The sequence below is a fragment of the Gemmatimonadota bacterium genome (genome assembly GCA_022560615.1).
Lineage (GTDB): Bacteria > Gemmatimonadota > Gemmatimonadetes > Longimicrobiales > Gaopeijiaceae > UBA1138.
Genome location: JADFSR010000005.1, coordinates 118339 through 134383 on the forward strand (window position 1 = coordinate 118339; position 16045 = coordinate 134383).

Genomic DNA, 16045 nt, shown 5'->3' on the forward strand with positions numbered 1-16045 from the left:
AAGCTTGATTCGCACGCCCCAACGTGTCGTCCTGTCGCTTTTCTTCGTCGCGGCAGCAGTGGTATGGCCGGGCGCCCGGGCGACGGCCCAAGGCGCAGCCGGAACGCAGCAGGCAGCCTACACGCGTGACCAGGCCGAAGCCGGCGCAGCCGTGTATCGGCAGACGTGCGCTGAGTGCCACCTCGCGAACCTGAGAGGTTCGTTCGAGGCGCCGGAACTGTCAGGTCCCAGCTTCCGTGCCGGCTGGCGCGCAGGGACGGTGGCGAATCTGCTCGACCTGATCCGCGAGACCATGCCCCCCGACGCCCCGCGCACGCTGAGCGAGCAGCAAGCCGCTTCGGTGGCAGCCTACCTGCTCCGTGAGAACGGGGTCTCTCCGGCCGACACCCCTCTGAGCCTCGCCTCCCCGGGACGAGCATTCGCCGCAGGGGACATATCAGCGACCGGAGCCACGAATGCGGCCCGTCCACCGGTCCCCGGCCGGATCGGGACCGTCCCCTCGCCGGAGGCCGTCAACGCCGCACCGGAAGTGGCCGAAATCTCGGAGACGCCCACCGGGGTCACCCGGACGTATCGTGTCCCCTCTCGTTTCACGCCCGTTTCCAACTCGGATCTGGCCGACCCTCCCAGGGGTGATTGGCTCCAGTGGCGTGGCACTCCAGGAGCGCAGGGCTACAGCGCGTTGAACCAGATCGACCGGGGGAACGTCAACCGCCTGCAGCTCGCCTGGGTGTGGGGGATGGAGCCCGGAACGAGCCAATCGTCGTTCCTGGTCCGAGACGGCGTGATCTTCCTCCCGAGCCAGGCCAACGTCATTCAAGCATTGGACGGCACGGACGGCACTCTGCTGTGGGAGTACCGCCGGAAGTTCGCAGAGGGCACCAGCATCGGGCGGGGCCACCTGAGGAGCCTGGCGATCTGGGAGGACCTCATCCTGGTCGCGACCCTGGACGCCAACCTGGTCGCTCTCGACGCCCGCACCGGTGTCGTCCGCTGGGAGACAGACGTAGCCGATCACGATCTCGGCTTCGCGTACAGCTCTGGCCCCGTCGTGGCCGACGGCAAGGTGATCACCGGCATCGGCGGATGCACTCGCCTCCAGGAGGAGAGCTGTTTCGTCACGGCCCACGACGCCAGGACCGGCAAGGAGCTGTGGCGCACCTACACCGTGGCACGCCCGGGGGAGCCCGGCGGAGACACTTGGGGCGACTTTCCTCTCGAGCTGAGGGGCGGCGCGGACATATGGATCACGGGCAGCTGGGACCCCGAGCTGGGTCTCGTCTACTTCGGCACGGCGCAGGCCAAGCCGTGGATGGCCGCGAGTCGTGGGCTCACGACCGCCGACTCGACGCTCTACGCCAACTCGACGCTGGCGCTGGACGTAGACGACGGGCGGATCGTCTGGTACAGGCAGCACGTCCCGGGCGAGACACTCGACATGGATGAGGCCTTCGAGCAGGTCCTCGTGGACGTCGACGGTGTCCCGCTCCACCTATCGATCGGGAAGTCCGGAATCCTGTGGAAGCTCGATCGGCGGGACGGGACCTTCTTGGGGTTGACAGAGACGGTCTTCCAGAACGTGTTCGCGGGCCTCGATCGCGAGACCGGCGCGATCCGCTACCGCAAGGACATCCAAGAAGCCCAGGTAGGTGATTGGCTCTCCGTCTGCCCGTCCACCGCGGGAGGCCACAACTGGCCGTCCACCGCGTTCTACCCCGAGAGCGGGCTGCTCGTCGCCCCCCTGAGCCAGAGCTGCATGGAGATGTCCGCCCGGCCGACGACCTTGGAAGTGGGAAGGGGTGGAACAGCGGCCGTTCGCATGTGGATGCCGATGCCCGGCAAGGAAGGGCTGTTCGGGAAGTTGGCCGCCTACGACGTGCGGACGCTGGACGAGGTCTGGAGCGTGGAGCAGAAAGCGCCCTTCTTGACCGGCGTGCTCACGACCGGCGGTGGCCTGGCCTTCGTCGGAGACTACGACCGCTGGGTACGGGCCTACGACGTCGACACCGGCGAACCGCTCTGGGAGAGTCGTCTAGCCAGCTCGGTCGAGGGCTTTCCCGTCTCCTTCGAGATCGACGGGGTCCAGTACGTCGGGATACCGACCGGGAGAGGTGGTGGGAGTCCCTGGCGGATCGGCAGCTTCCTCACACCCGAGCTCGTGAGTCCGAGCGGTCACAACGCGCTCTACGTCTTCAAGCTCGGCGGGCTCTGAGATGGGGTATCGGAATCTGTCGCTCCTCACGCTGCTCTTGATGGCCGCCGCGGTCGACGTCAGCGCTCAGTCGTCCGGGAAGTATCGCGCCGTCGATGACTGGGCCACGCTTCCGCACGGGAGGGAGTGGGGTGCGGTGACCGGGGTCTTCCCCGACCCCGATGGAAGACATCTGTGGGTGCTGGACCGATGCGGCGCGAACAGTTGTCTCGGCTCGGATCTGGATCCCGTTCTGAAGTTCGATCTCGAGGGCAACCTGGTGACGAGCTTCGGTGCCGGGCTCTTCGCGTGGCCCCACGGCTTCTACGTGGACGGCGCTGGCAACGTCTGGGTCACCGACGGTCCTACAGGCGCGCGCGCGGAAGCGGGCGCCGCCGAGGGGAAAGGCCAGCAGGTCTTCAAACTCAGCCCGGAAGGCAGAGTCCTCATGACGCTTGGCATCGCCGGCGTCTGGGGAGGGCCAGAGGATCAAGACCGCTTCAACGGCCCCTCCGACGTGCTGGTTGCCCCGACCGGCGAGATCTACGTCTTGGACGGCCACGGCGAGGGCGGCAACAATCGAGTCGTCAAGTTCACCAGCGATGGCCGCTTCGACCTGAGCTGGGGGACGGGAGGACCGGGCCCCGCCGCCGGCGAGCTCTCGGACGCCCACGCGATCGCGATGGACTCCCAGGGACGGATCTTCGTCGGCGATCGTCGCAACATCCGTATCCAGATTTTCGATCGCGACGGAAATTTCCTGGAGCAGTGGACCCACTTCGGCCCGCCGAGCGACATCTACATCGATGCAAACGACGTCATGTACGTGACCGACACGCAGACGGGTGCGTTGCCCGGCTGGTACGCGGAGCGGCGGGGTGAAGGATGGGTCAGAGGCATCCGGGTCGGGGACGCCAGGACCGGCCAGGTGACCGCCTTCATCCCGAGCGACGCGGAGTTCGCGGCGGCGGATCGCGCGGGCAACGTGTACGGGGCACACGTCCCAGGCCAGACGTTGGTGAAATACGAGAGAATCCGGTAGCGCGCGGTTCTTTTTCAGACACGAACGCCAACGATCGGAGAACAACCATGAAGAACTAAGGACGAGTGGGTGCGTTCCTGCTCGCGAGCGCCTTTCTGAGTCTAGAGTGCCTACTCGTACCGCAGCGCGTCGATCGGGTCCAGGATCGAGGCCCGCCGGGCTGGCCAGATCCCGAAAAACAAACCGACCGCAGCCGAGAAAGCGAGCGCCGCAATCACCGCTTCAGGCCGGACGGCCGTATCCCAACCGGCAACCCGCGTCATCACTTCCGCCGCACCGTAACCGGCGGCCACCCCCAAGAAGCCACCAAGAGTGCACAGGAAGAGTGCTTCCACCAGGAACTGGGACATGATCGCTCGCTTCGTCGCGCCCATCGCCTTGCGAATCCCGATCTCGCGAGTGCGCTCCGTCACCGACACCAGCATGATATTCATGATGCCGATGCCACCTACGAGCAGGCTCACTGCCGCGATTCCCGCCAGCAACAGCGTGAACGTCTCGTTCGTCTCGTTGAACGTTGCGAGAAGGTCCGATGAGTTGCTGATGTTGAAGTCCGCATCCTCACCCGGCCGGATCCGGCGCTCCCGGCGCATGATTCGGTCGATCTCCGCGTACGCCATGTCTAGCTCGTCAGTCGTTGCAGTCGCTGCGTAGATCGCGCTCAGCCGGTCCCGCCCACCCATCACCCGATATTGCGCGGTCGACTGTGGGACGAAGATCTGATCGTCAGGACGGACCCAGGCGGCGTCGCCCTTCTCCGCCAAGACACCGACCACCTCGAACGGAATCCCGCGCACCTGGATCGTCTGGCCGACGAGGAGCTCGGGAGGCGTCTCGCCGAGCGACTCCGGGAGATTGCTTCCGAGCACCACGACGCGACGCCGCCCCCGGACCTCACCCCAGGTGAAGAAGCGCCCGGCGACGAGACTGTGGTTGTAGATGTCGAAATACTCCGGCCACACGCCCATCAGCGTGTTACTGGAATTCCAACGCAGGTAAGTGACCTGCATGCGGGACTGCTGCTCGGGCGACACGGTCAGAAGACCACTCGAGCCGTCTCTCAGTGCGGCCGCGTCATCGACGGACATCTGGGTGTCGCCACGAGCAACGCCGTGCATCATTTGCTGTCCGGGTCGGATCGTCAGAACCGTGGTGCCCAACCGGTTGATCTGCTCCTGCACGCTCTGTTGGGCGCCCTCTCCGAGCGCGACCATCGTGATCACGGCCGCGATTCCGATCACGATCCCCAGTGTCGTGAGGACCGACCGCAGCAGGTTCGCACGGATCGCACCCATCGAAACCACCAAAATCTCAAGAAATAACATCTCGCCTCTCCTATCGGGGCCGACCGCGACCGCGCATGCCGCCCATGCCGCGTGTCGAGCCGCCGAACGGGTTGCCTCCGCCCATGCGCTCACGCATGCGGTCGAGGTACGCCTGCTGCTGGGCCATGAGCTGAGCCGCACCGACGACGACCAGCACGTCGCCTTCCTCGACGCCGCTCACGATCTCCGTACGGTCCCAGTCGTTCAGACCGATCTGTATGAGCCTGGGTTGCGGCACGCTGTCGGCGCCCATCACGAAGACCACTGCGGAGCGGGATTCACGAGGCGGACCGCCGTCGCCCCCCATGTCACCGAATCCTGCCATCGCGCCCTGTATGCGCGCGCGCATCTCTTCCTGCGTGATCTCACCGGACTGACCGCCACCCCGCTGGCCACGTCCAGCACTGTGGTCTCCGCCCTGTCCACCGCCGAATCCACCTTCCCCGCCTCGTCGGCCACCCCGGCCAGCGCCTTCGCCTCCCCCACCGCGTCCACCCATGGCGGCATACCCGCCGAAGCCACCTCGGCCGGCGCTCATGAACTCGGACAGATCCATGTTGTCGACGTCCAGGCCGAGCGCCATCGCCGCCGGACCGACGTCCGTCGTCTTCACGATCGCGTTGTTGGGCACGACCAGCACGTTCACCGCCTCATCCACCATCACTTCGACTTCGGCGTTCATGCCCGGCTTCAACAGCCCTCCGCGATTGTCGATGCTCACGATGACCGGGAACATCGTCACGTTCTGTTCGACCGTCGCCTGCGGCTCGATCTTCTTGATCGCGCCGCGGAAGATGCGATCGGGGAACGCTTCCACCGTCACGTTCGCGACCATGCCGGGAGCGAGCTGGCCCATGTCCGTTTCGTCGACGAGCGTGCGAACCTGCATCTCGCGTAGGTTCGCCATCAGGAACAGCGTGGTGCCACCGGACACGTTGCCGGATGCGGACTGAATGACCATGCCCTCTTCGACGTTCTTCTGGATGATCGTGCCCGTCATCGGGGCCGTAATGCGCACGTCCTCGAGCTGCAGCACCGCGAGGTCGAAGTTCGTCTGAGCCTTCACGAGGTTAGCCCTCGAGTTGGCGTACTCGACCCGTGCCCCTTCGTGCTCCTGCGCCGTGATGACCTCCCGCGCGAGCAGTTGATTGGAGCGCTCGAGTTGGTCTTCGCCGATGTCGAACCGCACCTGCGCCACCTCGAGGTCCGCTTCCGTCTGATCGTAGCGGTTCTGCACGTCTCGAGGGTCGATGTCCGCGAGCAGCTGTCCGGGCCGTACCTCGTCGCCAATATCGACGTGCAACCGCAGAATCTCGCCAGACGCCTTCGACTTGACCTCGACCTCGCGGATCGGTTCGATCGTACCAGTGGCCTCCGCGCTGATCAGGAGAGTGGCCCGCACGACCTCGACCGTCTCGACGGTAGAGGCCGCTTCGGCAGCCTCACCGCCCTCGCAAGCGCTAGCCGTGACGAGGAGGAGGCCGAGAACAGCGCACCGTCCGATCAACTTCGTCATACCGTCGCCCCCGCCCGTTCTTTGAGGAAGTCCTGCTCGATGAGACCGTCCTTCAGGTGGATCTGCCGCTTCGAGTACTCGGCAATGTCGTGCCCGTGTGTCACCAAGACAATCGTCTGTCCCTGCGCGTTGAGCTCGGCGAGCTGCCGCATGATGGCCGCGCTCGTCACCGAGTCCCGCGCGCACCGTCTCCGCGCCGAGCATAGTCCTTCTTCAGATCCTCGATCTTGATGATCAGATCACTCACGGCTCCGCTCCCCCCCCAGAATCGACTCGAGCTCAGCCTGGGCCAGCACTATAAGTCGTAGCTCTCTCATACCTGTCAGTACAGACCAAGTGCTCAAACGTTGACTCGAGACCAGCTCAAGGGCGGGCGGTGGGGTGGGATGGGCCTTGCTCGACTCACCGCCTATCGGTGCATCGAGTATGTAACCTTCAGCACTAGAGAGCTGTTGGAGAGGCCGTCGTACGAGCCGTCGGTGAAGCGTGTCAGGCTATAGACCAGGTAGACGTTGTCGATCTGGCGAAAGATGTAGTTGAGGCGTACCTGGAGGGCGGCGAGGTCTCCTGAGCTGTTGTATTGCATGAACGCCGATGTCAGGAAGGACCCTGTGACCGAGAAGTTCGTACGAAGCCCGACCAGGTGTGTCCTGAACGAGCCCTCGGGCAGATCGACGTCGTTCAAGCTGTAGCTGGGCTGCAGGGACAGGTTGGCGTTGGGGCGAGCGCTGCCGCTGATGGACAGGGTACGCTTGGTCCCGCTCCAGAAGCTGCCGATCTCCGCGCTGACGGTCCCTTGCACCGTCCGGCCGTTGAATGTACGCAGTTCCACGTTCACCGAAGTCCACTCATGCCGGCCCTCCGAGAGCGTCACGCCGGGAACGATCGCGAACGGACGCTCCAGCACTTCTACTCGGTTCCTCAGATCGAGACGCACCACGTCGCCGCTCTCCAGGGTCGCGCCCAGACGCACCGTCGCGCGGCGGGTCTGCAGGTCGCGCTCATCGTCATGGAAGTAGACGAGGCTGGGAGAGATCTCGAACTGTCTGATGAGCTCACTGCTGGGTCGGGGCCTGAGAGCGACGCTCCCGCCCATCATGCGCTCTCGGCGTCTGACGAATCCGACGCCAGGGTCGAAGTCGGGCGATATGTCGAGAACGGTGAAGCCAGCCTGGACGAAATCGTCACGCCACTGCGCGGCGGCGTGCCGGACCCATCGCTCCCCGCCGGATGCCGGCTCGAAGGAGCGGGCCAACATGGCACCCACCTGCAGGTGGTCGGCGATTATGAGGTTGGCATCGGCGGCCAGCACTCGGTTGTAGCTTCCGCCGCCTTCGCGACTCGTCACGATGCCACCGATATAGGAGCGGCCCAGGACTTCCTTGCGGATGCGGCCGACAGCGAAGGTCTCACCTTCGACGCCTCCGACAGCCTCGGTTCGTACCGATAGGAGACCGACGTCTAGACCTCCCGCCTTCCCGGTCAACTTGCCACCCCCGAGTATCGACTGGGGCGCTCCGCCGGCCAGTCCGACGCGCCGGCTGTAGAACAGTTCCAGCGGTGGCGGTCCGAAGTGGAGCATGTTGATGCCCGCGCGCATCGCATCTCCTCCCTCGATGAAGAACTGTCGCTTCTCGGGGAAGAACAGGCTGAAGCGGGTGAGGTTGACGCGTTGCTGATCCACCTCGGTCTGTGCGAAGTCCGGGTTGACCGTCAGGTCCGCCGTGAGGTTCGACGTGAGCGCGAGCTTGAGGTCGTCGATCCCGACTTCGAGGACACGTTTCGTGCCCTTCGGGTCCGCCACGGCTCGTAGCCGCTCCGCCCCGCTTACCAGGTAGGGTCGTATGCGCACGCGCTCGGCCTGCGTGATCCCAGCCAGCCCCAGAAGGTGTCCGGCCTGAGAGACGTGTGTGAATTCGTAGTCGCGGCTCCAGCCGGCCCAATGGACCGTCTCGTTCTTGCGCTTGATCACCCTCTCGAAGTTGATGCCCCACTCCTGTGCCCCCTCGCCTCCCGTGAACCGCAGGATCTTGAAGGGGATCGCCATCTCAACGATCCAACCGGTCTCGGTCACGCGGGCCGCGGCCTCCCATTGCTCGTCCCAGTCCGCGCGCAAGCGACGCTCGTCCCGAACCGTTGCGTCGTATCTGGTCCCTAGAGGGTTCACACGGAAGACGAAGCCGTTGCGATGGTCGTGGAACGTGTCGAGCAAGAGGGTGAAGCGATCGTCGCTGTCGAGCGCGTCGTCCCGGCGTAGCTCGGTCGCCCGAAGCAGGGAGGGTTCGGTGTCGAAGAGCTCGGCCGACACGTACAGCATGGCGTCGTCATACGCGAGTCGAACCACGGTTCGCTCCGTGGCCAAGGACCCTTCGGCCGGTTCCCTCTGCCGGAAGTCGCTCGCGGCGGGAATCCCAGCCCACAGCGACTCGTCCAGCACGGCGTCGATGACGGGTGCCGTGCTCACCCTCGTGGCGGCAAGCTGTTGGGCGATCTGGCCGGGCTGCGGCGGCGTGGGCTGCAAGAATGCGGCAAGCAAGGCCGCGGAGGCGACGTTCAAGGCACCCTGGAGGGCCTACCGCCTCGTCCGTCACCACCGCTCACCGTCGACACCTTACGCCGCAACCTTCCGCCACACTTCATGATTGTTCCCGTTGTTCGAGACCAGGTTCATGACGTCGCCCTCGATCCGAATCTCGGAGAGCACTTCGTCGCCAAGCTCTCCATCGGCGCTGGCCTCCTCGGCGTCGAGCAGAATCCGGTCGCCGTCGATCGCGAACGTGCCTGATTCCGTGGCTCGGCGCGTCCGGCGAACGCCGACGGCCCCGATATGGACGGCGAACTCCACCGAGTACGTGGCCGCCCAGCAAGAGCAGCGAGATGAACAGCATATTCCCCAGGACGAAGTGCGGCTTAGCGATCGTCATACGGTGTACCGAGCCAGCCCGGTCGTTCTCAACACGTCGTGCCTCTTTGTGACGATCACGCCTTCAGCGCCGTCCAGCCGCTCGAGCAGCCGCAAGCCGTCCGCGGGACCGAGGACCAGGACCGCGGTGGACAGCGCGTCAGCGTCCATGGCGGTGCCCGCGACAACTGTGACTGAGCTGGTGTGGTCAGGCGATCTGCCGGTCCTGGGATCGATGATGTGGTGGAAGCGCCTGTCTTCGGTGAACGTCTGCATATAGTCCCCGGAGGTCGCGATGCATTCCCCGCCAAGGCGCACCAGCCCCAGGTAGCCATCCATATCGTGAGGGTCCTGGATCCCAACCGTCCAGGGCTCATCGCCGGCCTCTCGCCCCCCCGACGCCATGTCTCCCCCGGCGTCGACCATGACCCGCTCAGCGCCGGCGCGGACGAGGACGTCCACGGTCCGGTCCACCACGTATCCCTTCGCGATGCCGTCCAATGTGACCGACATTCCCGGCTCATCGAAGAAGATGGACCGGTCGTCGATGTGGACACCGTGGTAGCCAACCAGCGCGAGTGCCGAGCGGACCTCCGAGTCACCGGGAAGGCCTTCCCCGCGCTCGAACCGTGACGAGTAGAGCCTCAGGAGCGGCGCGACCGTCACGTCGAAGGCGCCCCCGGTCAACGTCGAGTATTCGGTGGCTCGGCGCATGACCTCGATCAACTCAGGAGGAGCGTCGCGGACGGCCCCTTCGGCGTTGAGGCGCGCGACGGGCGTGCCCTGTCGATGTCGACTGAGGATGTCCTCGAGGCGCGCCATCTCATTGAAAGCATCCGCCACCATCGCCCGGGCGGCCGCGACCTCCGGGTGCACCACCGTCACGGTAACCAACGTCCCCATGCGAGTCCGTGTCTCACTCACCCTGTGAAGTCCAGCTCGTCGGAGGAGTCCGGCCACCAGACCTCCGCCGAGTGTGAGCGAGACCCCTGTGACCGCGGTGATCCTCAGGGCCTGGCGTCTGCTCAAGCGGCGCGGCTCGTTACCGGCCATCAGCCGCCCCCGCAGGGGTTCCGACCATCAACTGCACCAGTCGCGGCCGGACGTCCTCGATCTCATGGCGACAGACGCCGGACCGCTCGATCAGTTGGATCTCGCAGACATTGCAGCGCACGCATTCCTTGAAATCGATCTCGGACCCCCGGATGGCCCCCGTCGGACACTTTTGTTCGCAGACCTTGCAGAAGTCGCACTGCTCGACGCGTCGGATTCGCTTGAGCGAGATGAGCGACAAGACGCCGAGCGCGGCACCGAGCGGGCACGCGTATCGGCAGTAGAACCGTGGAATCACCACGGAAGCCGCGAGGAACGTCCCGGCGATCGCCCACAGCAGCAGGGAGGGACTCCGAAAGAAGACGGTCGCGAACGGCTCGAAGTACTGGTAGAGGCTCACGTGACTCCCGGCGAGCGCGGGGAGCACGATGATCGCCAGCACGCCGTACTTCACGTATAGCGCCCGGTCGTGAATGTCTTGGGGGAGGGGTCGCTGGAGACGACGCGGCACGAAGCGGTCGATCACGTCCTGGAGGGCACCGAACGGGCACAGGAATCCGCAGAAGACCCGCCCCCATATGAGGGTGGTAACGATCGTGAACACCAGCAGCAGCAGCAAAGGCAGATCGCCGAGGTAGACGCTCGGGCCTACCCAGATGCCGGCCGTGATATGGGATACCGAAAGAAAGCCACCATCTATGAAGCCCAGATACACGAGGGTGCCGGAGAGAGCGACCCAGCGCAGCATGGCCTTCTTGGCGAAGAAAGCGTTCGTGACGAGACCGAGCAGGATGACGAGCCCCGCCACCCGGCTCCAGGAGGTCCGGGCGAGCGTCCGGGCGAGGACCGTCTCCTCTTCGACGACTGCGAAGTCAAGCGTAACGGGGTCCCGTTCCGCTAGCGCCTCGTCCGGCGTGATCCCCCGCTCTTCAGGCGTGGGCGTCGGCTCGGGCACCATGACTGCGTTTCCTGCCCCTCCCGCCGGGTCCCGGCTCACCGGGGATGCGGCTACCGTTCCGCCGGATGCGACGAGTTCGTCAGGCACCACCGGTTCTGTGTCCACCGCGGAGCTCGCCGGCGCGGAGTCAGCCTCGGGTGCGGCAGGCTCCCGCGTCAGAGCCAGCATGCTGGGCGCGACCGAGTGCTCCGTGGAGAAAAGGCTCAGCCCCGGGCGCAGGTCGTAGAGAATCGTAAACGGGCGCGTCATGTCCACCACGCGGTCGATGAACAGGATTCCTACGAACTCCACTTGGCCGTCGACCTTTCCCTCCCAAGGTCCGCCGAGCAGCACGACGTCCTCTCGCGAAAACGAGAGAGTGTCGGACCCCTGTGCGATAGCCAGCGCCTGGGGCTCGAAAAAGTCCAACAACGGGCCGTCGAGCCCCAGCAGCATGACGTGGTCGTCCCTCGCCCTGGCTTCGGCCTCTTGCCGCACCTCGTCGAACAGGCTCGGACCGAGCAGGATCCTGCCCACCGCCTCGACACCGATGTACGCGAACGAGAGCTCGAGGCGGACCAGGCCCCTACTGCTGACTACGATCTGCCCGACGAGGCCACCGGCAACCATCTCGGGCCAGGAGAGGCGCCCAAAGTCCTCCAGGCGGGAGGAGCGAGCGCTGCTCGGCGGATCGCTGGGCGCCGCCACCTCCGGCCGCAGAGGGTACGCTTGCACCACGCGGCGGGCAGCGTTGCGGATGCCACGGGACATGGCGGCCACCGTGATGGTGGCCCGGGAGATGCCGGCCACGTCCCGGTAGACTCTGAACGGGTCGGCGATGTGCTTGCCCGCGAACTGCTCCTGAAAACCTGGGATTCTGAGGAAGTCGCCGTAGATGCTCTGGATCGACTCCCGGTACCGCGTTACCCGCACTCCGGTAAGCGTACCCTGTAGATCTACCCCGACCAGCACCTCGATGGGCCCACTGTAGCCTCGTTCCTCAGGGGGTAGGTCCGACGTCAGAAAGACATATCCGAGAAGCGTCCGCTCTCCGCTCTCCGGATCCTCCCCATAGGCCCTGAAGACGGGCGGCTGACCTCGCTTCTCGGAAAAGCTGTCAGCCGCCGGCATCACGGACCTCAGCAGCAGCGCCTCGTCCTCCGTGACCTCTTGCGAGACGGCACCGGTCGGTCCGACCAGGGACAGGATCGCCAAGGCCACGAGGAACAGTGGACGCGATTGGCGTACGGGCTTCGCCTGGACACGGGAAACCGGACCGTTCGATCCGGCATTGCCGGAGCGCTTCCTGCTCACTCGGGCCTAAGCGCGCTGATCGGGTCGATGCGCGTCGCCCGTTGAGCTGGAATGGCGGCCGCCCCAGCGGCTGTCGCGACGAGCATGACCGCAACGCCGACGAGCGTCAGGGGATCCAGCGGACTCACCTCGTACAGTAGTCCACGAATGAGCTGGCTGGCGAAGAAGGAGCCCACCACACCCAGGACGCCACCCACGAGCACATAGGCGAGCGTCTGACCGACGACGAGGCGGAATGTGCGCGGCGCATCGGATCCGAGCGCCATCCTGATCCCGATCTCTCCGGTCCGCTGCACCACGGAATAGGAGATCACGCCGTAGATCCCGACCGTGGCCAGGACCAGCGCACAGAGTGCGAAGCTCAAGAGGAGAGCCATGTTGAAGCGAGGCTGCGCCAACGAATCGGAAACGAGCTCCTCCATCGTCGCGACGCGGGTCACCGGGAGAGCCGGCGCGAGCGCCGCGATCTCCGCTCGGATCGCCTGGGCGAGCTCAGCCTCGTCCCCCTCGCTATGGACCACCAGGTGCATGTCCCGGAGCGGGAAGTTCTGATATGCCACGAAGAGCTCGGGGCTCGGCGGTGCGTCGAGGCCGTTGTGACGCACGTCTCCCACGACGCCGATGATCTCGATCTCGCCCGCCATCGGCACGCCCAGAATCCGACCGATAGGGTCTTCACCGGGAAAGAGCAGCCGCTCGGCGGACTCGTTGAGCACCATCACCGGGCGTCCCTCTTCGCGGTCGAACCGGTCCAGCAACCGCCCGTGGATCAGAGGCACCCCCATCGTCTCGAAGTAGCCGGGTAGCACGGATCGATACTGGGCCCTCGGCCGCTCCGCTGAACTGGCAGCCTCGCGCCCGAGGATGCTGATGGGAAGGTCGAACTCGGCGCCCAACGGACTCATAGGGAGCGCCGACGACGCCCCCGCCGCTTCCACCCCGGGCAGCGCGCTCACCCTGTCTACGAGCTCGTTCCAGAACTGGACCTGGCTGTCGCGGTCTCGGAACTCGCTGCTCGGAAGCGAGAGAACCGCAACCATCACGTCCTCAGTCCGGAAGCCCGGCTCCACCTGGAGGAGGCGGGAGAAGCTCCGGATCATCACGCCCGCGCTGAGTAGAAGGATGAGCGCGAGCGCCACCTGACCCGAGACCATGCCGTTGAGCAGGCGCCGCGTGAAGCGGCTGGCGGAACCGCCGCGCCCAGCGTCTTGGAGGACCTCGACCAGCCGCGGCCGCATCGCGCGGATGGCCGGGTAGAGGCCGAAGAAGATACCGGCGAAGACGGAGGCTGCCGCCGCGAACCCGAGTACCGTCGCGTCGATCCCGATCTCTCCGATGCGAGGCACGTCAGGCGGTAGCACGCGCTTGAGGAGCGCGACGCCGAGCACGGCGAGGAGCAGCCCGAAACCTCCGCCCAGAATCGCCAACGTGGAACTCTCCGCGAGAGACCTGCGAAGCAGCCTGCCACGACCGGCACCCAGAGTGGCCCGGATCGCGAACTCTCGCTGGCTCACCGAGGCCCGCGCGAGGACCAAATTGGCGATGTTCACACACGCGATCAGCAGCACGAGCGCTGCCGCACCCGCGAGCACCGCGACGAGCGTCGTGAAGTCGCCCACTACCTGTTCCAAGGCGGGCGTGACGTTGGAGCCCCAGCCACGGTTGGTCTCTGGGTACTCTTCGGCGATCCCGAGGGAGATCGCGGCCATCTCGGAGCGGGCCTGGTCCACCGACACGCCCGATTCCAACCGCCCCACGACGTTGTAGACGCGCATCGCGCGGACATCCAAGAGCTGAGCATTGATCGCCAGCGGCCTCCAGAGGCGAACGGCGTCGGCGTCGGGCGGGAACTCGAAGCGTGGTGGCATCACCCCCACGATCGTGAAGGGCTCGTCGTCGAGCACGATCGCAGTGCCGATAACCCCCGGATCGGCACCGAAGCGTTGAGTCCAGAACCCGTTCGACAGGATCACCACGAAGTCGTTTCCGGGTGTCGCCTCCTCCTCCCGGAAGGAGCGGCCCAAGGCGGGCTGCACCCCCACCACGTCGAATACCGACGGCGACACCCTGGCGCCCGAGATCTGCTCCGGCTCAGCCGTGCCCCCCAAGATGAACGTCTCGAAACTGTACGCGCCGAGCGCGGCAAACGACTCGGAGCGCTCGGTCCAATCTCGGTAGGTGCCAGCCGCAACCCGGGCCTGAGGAATGTCGAGCTGCGGATTGGCCTCCCACACCGTCATCACCCGCTCGGGCTCGTCGTAGGGTAGCGGCCGCAGAAGGACGCCGTTGACCAGGCTGAAGATCGCGGTGTTGATGCCGATCCCGAGCCCTAGGGTCGCCATCACGACCAGGGTGAAGCCGGGGCTTCTGCGAAGTGTCCTCAGTGCGAAGCGGACGTCCTGTATCACTCGCTATTTCCCAGAGCGGTGGATTCTCATGGCCGCCGGCCTCGGCCCATGCTGCCATTGGGGCCATGCTGCTCTCTGATCCAGGTTCTGAACCGCTCACGCTGCTCCGGGGCCAGAACAGCCTCGATCGCAGCCCCGGCCGAGTCCATGGCCGCTCGAAGACCGGGCCGCATACCCTCCCAGCTCTGCGTCACGTGTCCCTGATACTGCAGAAGAATGGCCGCGATCTCGTCGGCCTGCGTCGGAGTCAGCCCGAGCTCGGCCTGGAGGGACGTAACCATTTCCGTCTGAGCATCCGCCGGCCCATCGCCGTCCATCGAAGCTGGCAGGAACCACACTCGGTCGAGCGTGACCCCAAGAACTCCACCGAGCACGACCAGCGAGACCGCCGTGAGCATGGCTCGCCATCGCCGACTGGACATGCTAGCGACCCTCCTCAGCCAGGATCTCGGGAAGCAAGTCCGCGATGGACGGCGGCGACGACCCGACGACGACACGCTCCGCCAGCGCATCGCGCGGGGCGATGGCACGCTCCAGGACAGAGGCAGCTCGAAGCACCGCGCTGTTGGTGGGAGCCGGCAAGAGTGCCACAGCTGCCACAACGCCCACGACCGTGCCTACGAGCAAACTATTGCTCACCCACGCCGGATAGTCCCACCACGCGGTTCGTTGACTCAGCAGGGGCGGCGCGCTCTCGAGAATTCGCTTGGCAAGCGCATCCCAATAGGCAGCACCTGCCGGAAGTCGTGACCGTAGCCCGCGGAGCCCGTTAGTCCTCATCGTTTTCCTCCCTGCTATCGCTTCCACCAATGCGTGGCACGATCTCGCGAAGTGCCCGTCGGGCACGATGCACATGCGTACGGACGGTCCCAGGATTTATGCCCAGCATATCCGCGACCTCCACATTGCTGAATCCCTCGAGGTCGAAGAGTCTGAGGCACGCTCGTTGCATTTTCGGCAGTCCCTCGATCGCCGCGGAAAGTCGTTCAGACGTCTCGCTCCATTCGGCGTCGTCGTGGGGACTCCGCTGCTCCGCAGCGAGTGTCTCGGGCAAGTCTCCCATCTGCCACCGCCGCCGCCCCGCCACCAGGTTTCGTCCGAGGTTGCGGAGGATCGTGAAAAACCACGATCGAAAAGAACGGCGCTCATCGAAGTCCTCCATGCGCCTGAGTGCCCGGTGGAACGCCTCCTGGACAAGATCCTCCGCATCGTCCCTCGCGTCGGCGAACTCCAACGCGACCGCCAGCGCTGGGCGCAAGTACCTGCGCACGAGAGTATCAAACGCCCGGGCATCTCCATCCTTGGTGCGCCGAGCGAGTTCTTCGTCCGGAAGGGACGCGAAATCACGGCTCACAAG

13 protein-coding genes are annotated in these 16045 nt (G+C 65.6%); 2 read left to right on the forward strand and 11 right to left on the reverse strand.

Features of this window, described 5'->3' with window-relative positions; all coding sequences use genetic code 11:
* The first annotated feature begins 4 nt into the window (after positions 1-4).
* A complete protein-coding gene (locus tag IIB36_05010) occupies positions 5-2212 on the forward strand; it encodes a PQQ-binding-like beta-propeller repeat protein (protein ID MCH7531109.1) in 2208 nt (735 codons plus the stop codon).
* A 1-nt stretch (position 2213) separates the two neighbouring features.
* Positions 2214-3233 carry a hypothetical protein gene (locus IIB36_05015; GenBank protein MCH7531110.1) on the forward strand — a complete coding sequence of 340 codons (1020 nt, stop codon included), beginning with the start codon at positions 2214-2216 and terminating at the stop codon, positions 3231-3233.
* A gap of 110 nt (positions 3234-3343) precedes the next feature.
* Here the strand turns inward: IIB36_05015 and IIB36_05020 are convergent, their stop codons facing one another.
* From IIB36_05020 to IIB36_05070, 11 genes are all read right to left on the reverse strand, one after another.
* Entirely contained in the window at positions 3344-4558 is a 1215-nt protein-coding gene (locus tag IIB36_05020; protein ID MCH7531111.1) for an ABC transporter permease, read from the reverse strand.
* 10 nt (positions 4559-4568) lie between these two features.
* Positions 4569-6074: an efflux RND transporter periplasmic adaptor subunit gene (locus tag IIB36_05025; GenBank protein ID MCH7531112.1), complete on the reverse strand. Its 1506-nt coding sequence runs from the start codon at positions 6072-6074 to the stop codon at positions 4569-4571.
* Positions 6071-6226 carry a hypothetical protein gene (locus IIB36_05030; protein MCH7531113.1) on the reverse strand — a complete coding sequence of 52 codons (156 nt, stop codon included), beginning with the start codon at positions 6224-6226 and terminating at the stop codon, positions 6071-6073. The genes IIB36_05025 and IIB36_05030 overlap by 4 nt, the downstream gene beginning before the upstream one ends.
* A 257-nt stretch (positions 6227-6483) precedes the next feature.
* Positions 6484-8631 (reverse strand): carbohydrate binding family 9 domain-containing protein, encoded by a 2148-nt coding sequence (locus IIB36_05035; GenBank protein MCH7531114.1) that lies wholly within the window; start codon positions 8629-8631, stop codon positions 6484-6486.
* Between the two features lie 54 nt (positions 8632-8685).
* A complete protein-coding gene (locus IIB36_05040) occupies positions 8686-8919 on the reverse strand; it encodes a hypothetical protein (protein MCH7531115.1) in 234 nt (77 codons plus the stop codon).
* Positions 8920-8994: 75 nt separating this feature from the next.
* Positions 8995-10005 (reverse strand): FAD:protein FMN transferase, encoded by a 1011-nt coding sequence (locus tag IIB36_05045; GenBank protein MCH7531116.1) that lies wholly within the window; start codon positions 10003-10005, stop codon positions 8995-8997.
* A 13-nt stretch (positions 10006-10018) separates the two neighbouring features.
* Complete coding sequence (locus IIB36_05050; GenBank protein MCH7531117.1) at positions 10019-12280, reverse strand: 4Fe-4S binding protein; 2262 nt, start codon at positions 12278-12280, stop codon at positions 10019-10021.
* Entirely contained in the window at positions 12277-14688 is a 2412-nt protein-coding gene (locus tag IIB36_05055; GenBank protein ID MCH7531118.1) for an ABC transporter permease, read from the reverse strand. The genes IIB36_05050 and IIB36_05055 overlap by 4 nt, the downstream gene beginning before the upstream one ends.
* Positions 14689-14714: 26 nt before the next feature.
* A complete protein-coding gene (locus IIB36_05060; protein ID MCH7531119.1) occupies positions 14715-15110 on the reverse strand; it encodes a hypothetical protein in 396 nt (131 codons plus the stop codon).
* A gap of 1 nt (position 15111) precedes the next feature.
* Complete coding sequence (locus tag IIB36_05065) at positions 15112-15468, reverse strand: hypothetical protein (protein MCH7531120.1); 357 nt, start codon at positions 15466-15468, stop codon at positions 15112-15114.
* Complete coding sequence (locus tag IIB36_05070) at positions 15458-16042, reverse strand: sigma-70 family RNA polymerase sigma factor (GenBank protein ID MCH7531121.1); 585 nt, start codon at positions 16040-16042, stop codon at positions 15458-15460. Before IIB36_05070 ends, IIB36_05065 begins: the two co-directional genes overlap by 11 nt.
* Between the last annotated feature and the right edge of the window lie 3 nt (positions 16043-16045).

Coding starts and splice junctions, on each gene's coding strand:
- IIB36_05015 (MCH7531110.1), top strand. CDS start 2,214: ATGGGGTATCGGAATCTGTCGCTCCTCACGCTGCTCTTGATGGCCGCC.
- IIB36_05020 (MCH7531111.1), bottom strand. CDS start 4,558: ATGTTATTTCTTGAGATTTTGGTGGTTTCGATGGGTGCGATCCGTGCG.
- IIB36_05025 (MCH7531112.1), bottom strand. CDS start 6,074: ATGACGAAGTTGATCGGACGGTGCGCTGTTCTCGGCCTCCTCCTCGTC.
- IIB36_05030 (MCH7531113.1), bottom strand. CDS start 6,226: ATGCGGCAGCTCGCCGAGCTCAACGCGCAGGGACAGACGATTGTCTTG.
- IIB36_05060 (MCH7531119.1), bottom strand. CDS start 15,110: ATGTCCAGTCGGCGATGGCGAGCCATGCTCACGGCGGTCTCGCTGGTC.
- IIB36_05065 (MCH7531120.1), bottom strand. CDS start 15,468: ATGAGGACTAACGGGCTCCGCGGGCTACGGTCACGACTTCCGGCAGGT.